General features: G+C 70.6%; 4 protein-coding genes. 3 read left to right on the top strand and 1 reads right to left on the bottom strand.

What is annotated here, in order from left to right; genetic code table 11:
• Positions 1 to 394 (bottom strand): asparagine synthase-related protein (locus V7D28_RS14500; protein ID WP_333588093.1); only part of this gene is annotated, 394 nt, incomplete at its 3' end.
• 193 nt (positions 395 to 587) lie between these two features.
• Here V7D28_RS14500 and V7D28_RS14495 point away from each other — a divergent pair.
• From V7D28_RS14495 to V7D28_RS14485, 3 genes are all read left to right on the top strand, one after another.
• Positions 588 to 785 (top strand): hypothetical protein, encoded by a 198-nt coding sequence (locus tag V7D28_RS14495; RefSeq protein ID WP_333588092.1) that lies wholly within the window; start codon positions 588 to 590, stop codon positions 783 to 785.
• 181 nt (positions 786 to 966) lie between these two features.
• Positions 967 to 2496 carry a glucan biosynthesis protein gene (locus V7D28_RS14490; protein ID WP_333588091.1) on the top strand — a complete coding sequence of 510 codons (1530 nt, stop codon included), beginning with the start codon at positions 967 to 969 and terminating at the stop codon, positions 2494 to 2496.
• A 5-nt stretch (positions 2497 to 2501) separates the two neighbouring features.
• Positions 2502 to 3463: glycosyltransferase (locus V7D28_RS14485; protein ID WP_333588090.1), on the top strand; the 962-nt coding region annotated here is incomplete at its 3' end.

The raw sequence follows: 3463 nt of genomic DNA, 5'->3' as shown, positions 1-3463 counted from the left end.
AGCGCACGCAGGGGATCGGCGTCTCGCCGCGCAGATAGGCGTCGGCGAAGTCCTCCATCACCTCCTGGCGGAAGCGGCTTTCATAGTCGAGGACGTAGTGCGGAATGCCGATGGCCGCTGCGGCGGTGCGGGCGTCGTGAATGTCCTGGCCCGCGCAGCAGGCGCCCTTTTTGGCGACGGCCACGCCATGGTCATAGAGCTGCAGGGTCACGCCCACCACGTCATAGCCCGCCCGCTTCAGCAGGGCCGCGGTGACGGTGGAATCCACCCCCCCGGACATGGCCGCCACCACCCGCGCGCCCGCAGGCAGGCCGACGGCGGCGCGCACGGCCTCCACCGCCGCATCGGCGGCCGGGAGAGTCGAGGTGGCGAAATCTGTCGCGGACGAGGCCATGGCGCCTATCTAGCGATTGACCTGCCGAAATGCGAGACCAGCCAGAGTGTCGGATACCCGACAACGTAACTTAAGAGTTGATTCGCAACCTTAAGCAGCGACGCCTAAGCTCAACCTATCGGCAGGCATGGTGTTGGCGCTGGCGACTGAGAGACGAGGTGTGCTCCCGCCCAAGTGTCGTGCGAGCGAGCTGATGAAGAAATATCGTCTCTACGTGGTGACAGCTGAAGAAAACATCTCCAGCACCTTTGAGCGCCACTTTCCCGATGACCGTGAAGCCTTGACCCAGGCTGAGCGCCTGCGGGCCGAGCAGCACGCCGTGGAAGTCTGGAACGAGGATCGTCTGGTCGGTCGCATCGGCGGCCCGTTCGACTTCGGACACCCTCGTTGAGCGGCCAGCGGCCAAACGCCGTTCGCCCACAGGGCGATCGATCTGCCGCCGATTGAGGCGAATTGCACATTTCGGGCGGTGAAGTGGCCCGCCCGCGGGAGCCAAATCGCCCGCCCGCCCTTGTTTCGCCCAACCGCCGGCGGAGTCCGCGCGGCCCGAAAGGACGAGGCGGAAGACAAGCGTGACGTCATCCCTTGATTTCGTGAGGGTCGGGCCCGGGCGTCGCGCCGTGCTGGCCGGGCTGTCGGCCCTGGGGCTGTCCGGCCTGACGCCGGGCATCCCGGCTGCGGAGTCGAGCCGCGAAACGCGCGGCTTCAGCTTCGCCTCCGTCGTCGACCTGGCCCGGCAGCTTCGCGCCAGCCCCTACCAGCCGCCGTCCCGTGACCTGCCGCCGGCCCTGGCGGCGCTGGACTATGACGGCCTGCGCCAGCTGGGCTTCCGCGACGCCCGCGGGCTCTGGGCTGACAAAGCCCTGCCTTTCCAGGTGCAGTTCTTCCACCGGGGCGGCCTTTTCCCCGAGCCCGTGCAGGTGTTCGAGGTGGCCGACGGGGTCGCGCAGCCCGTCGCCTATGACCCGGGCCTGTTCCGCTATGGCGCGGGACCCTTGAGCGATCTGACCGACCCGGCCGACCCCCGCCTGGGGTTCGCCGGCCTTCGGTTGCTGCATCCCCTCAACACCCCCGACAAGTTCGACGAGGTGGCGGCCTTTCTGGGCGCCAGCTATTTCCGCGCCGTGGCCCGGGGCGGAGTCTATGGCGCCTCGGCCCGGGGCCTGGCCATCGGCGCCGGCGAACCGGACGAAGAGTTCCCCCGCTTCACCACCTTCTGGCTGGAGCGGCCCGCGAGAGGCGCGAAGGCCCTGCGGCTCTACGCCCTGATGGACAGCCCGAGCCTCAGCGGCGCCTATGCCTTCGTCATCACGCCGGGCGAGCCGACGCTCACCGACGTGCAGGCGGAACTGTTCCCCCGACGGGACGTGGCGGGGGTCGGCCTGGCCAACATGACCAGCATGTTCCTGCTGGCGCCCCAGGCCCCTTCCGCCGCCGAGGATTTCCGCCCCCGCATTCATGACTCCGACGGGCTCATGGTGGCGACGGCGCAGGACGAGCGCCTGTGGCGGCCGCTCAACAATCCGCCGCAGATCGCCGCCAGCGGCTTTCAGGGACCCGCACCCCAGGGCTTCGGCTTGGCGCAGCGGGCGGACGGCTTCGAAGCCTATCAGGATCTGGAGGCGCGCTATGACCTGCGGCCCAGCCTGTGGGCGACGCCGGGCGAGGGCTTCGCCTCCGGCGAGGTTCGGCTGGTGGAGATTCCGGCCACCGATGAGATGGCCGACAACGTCCTCGCCGACTGGCGCCTGGCCGCGCCCTTGAGGGCCGGCGCGCCTCACGCCTTCTCCTATCGACTGGCCTGGGGCCGGCCTTCGGCCCTGGCGCCGGGCGCAGTGCGACGGTGGCGCGAGGGTCCGGGCGATGCCGCGGGCTGGCGTCGCGTGCTGCTGGACATCACCGCCGCAGACGCCCGTCCCACCCCTTGGGCCGAGGCCGGCGGACGGCCGGTTCGCCACCTCTCTGTGACGGAAAATCCGGTGGAGGGTGGCTGGCGAATGGCCTTCGAGTTCGAGCCCGGCGCCGCCCGGACGCTGGAACTGCGCGCCAGCCTGGGCGCGTCCCGCAACTTCGAAACATGGGTGCGCCAATGGTTGGCCTGAACCGCATGATCGGCCCAAAACCGCCGAGGCGGCCGCGATCTCCGGCTCGTCCGGCCAGGCCCCTTCGTCCGCCCCAGGCGGCCCAGGCCGCCCAGGTCACGTCGCCGCCCGCCGCTCCAGCCGGCGGCTATCCCGCCCTGCGCAGCCTGCCGCCGCCCCAGCCCCTGGACATGCCGGTCCAGAGCCTGAAATCGGCGCCGGCTCCCGTCCCGCCGCCCCTGGAGCCCTTGGGTTTGCGTCGGGCCGGCCTGCTGACGGCCACCGGTCTGATGACGCTCGCCGCGGGATGGTGGATGGCCCTGGTGCTGGCGCCCGGCGGCTATGGCCTGGCGGACTTCGGCATGCTCGGCCTCTTTCTGATCCTCTTCGCCTGGGTCGCCTTCGCCTTCCTGAGCGCGGTTCCGGGCCTGATCCTCGCCTGGCGCGACGCCCGCGCCCGCTGGCGCCCCCGCCCGGTGATCCTGAGCCGAACGGCTCTGCTGGCGCCGGTCTATAATGAGGACCCCGACCGGGTGCTCGCGGCGGTCCAGGCCATTCACGAGGATCTCGCCGCCTGCGGCGTGGCCGAACTCTTCGACATCTATGTGCTGTCGGACACCCGTGACCCGGACATCGCCAAGGCCGAGGCCACGGGCGTGCTCCGCCTGCGGGCGGTCACCGGCGCGCCGGACCGGTTCTTCTACCGCCGACGGGCGCGGAACCTGGATCGCAAGGCTGGCAACATCGCCGACTGGGTCACCCGGTGCGGCGGCGCCTATGAGGGCTTCGTCATTCTCGACGCCGACAGCCTGATGAGCGCCGACACCCTGGTGCGCCTGACCGCGGCCCTGGAAGCCGACCCCCGCGCCGGCCTGATCCAGACCCTGCCCACCGTGATCAACGGCGCCAGTCTGTTCGCCCGCATGCAGCAGTTCGCCGGTCGCCTCTATGGCCCCGCCATCGCCCGGGGCCAGGCCTGGTGGTCGGG

This window comes from Phenylobacterium sp. (assembly GCF_036723115.1).
GTDB lineage: Bacteria > Pseudomonadota > Alphaproteobacteria > Caulobacterales > Caulobacteraceae > Phenylobacterium.
The sequence above is the reverse complement of the archived record's forward strand: the minus strand, read 5'-3'. Positions and strand labels throughout refer to the sequence as shown.

Excerpts from the sequence above, each read along its gene's own strand:
- V7D28_RS14495 (WP_333588092.1), top strand. The coding sequence starts at position 588 with ATGAAGAAATATCGTCTCTACGTGGTGACAGCTGAAGAAAACATCTCC.